At 26.8% G+C, this 738-nt stretch carries 1 protein-coding gene; it reads right to left on the bottom strand.

Annotated elements, in window-relative coordinates:
• Nucleotides 1-379 precede the first annotated feature (379 nt).
• On the bottom strand, nt 380-738 hold a 359-nt coding region (locus TP70_RS12565), incomplete at its 5' end, for a TDT family transporter (RefSeq protein WP_044360603.1).

Below are 738 nucleotides of genomic sequence, written 5' to 3' on the forward strand. Positions count from 1 at the left end.
CCCTTTATGTAAGAAACCTTCTCAAAAATCTTTGTTTATCTTAATTCTTTCATACGTCCCACAAAAACTCCACCCATGTCTTTGTGTCTTTTTCTACTAAAACACTTAGATATAAAGACATGGGTGGAGTTTTCGATTTAATCCAGTATTCCTTAATATAAATTACTAATAAAAACTCACCATTCACAATATACAAAACCCCCACAACCTTTTAAATAAGGAGGGAGGATTTGTATGGTGAAATCAATTACTTATTTTCTTTTACAACTCTTTTAGGAAAGATGATGAAATGATGAACATAAAAGTTTAAAAATCTAATAGTTACATACAATCTTCCCTATCTGAAGTTATATTATACATTATAACAAAAAATCTAATATTAAAACTTTATAAATATGTTAGTTCTAAAAAAGTGTTTTATATAACTAAAAAACACTCCAAAGACTATTAATGTTGCTAATAAAATTTCGAAAAATAAAAGATATTTCCAAATTTCCGGAAATAGTAATACTGACATACTATTTTTTAAAGCAGTAGCTGAAATAACCAATGGAAATGTAAAAGCCGAAAAAGCAGGTGAAAAAGGCCTATTAATTAATTTAGGCAACTGAATAATAATATAAAAATAAAAAAACTGCGATAATATCAGTAAGATAATAAGAACTAATAAATTTGTTTTAGGAAAAGCTACTATATAAGCTGCTGAAACTAAAGAAAAAGGTGCACAAATAGTGGCTG

The organism is Staphylococcus microti, assembly GCF_000934465.1.
Taxonomy (GTDB): Bacteria; Bacillota; Bacilli; order Staphylococcales; family Staphylococcaceae; genus Staphylococcus; species Staphylococcus microti.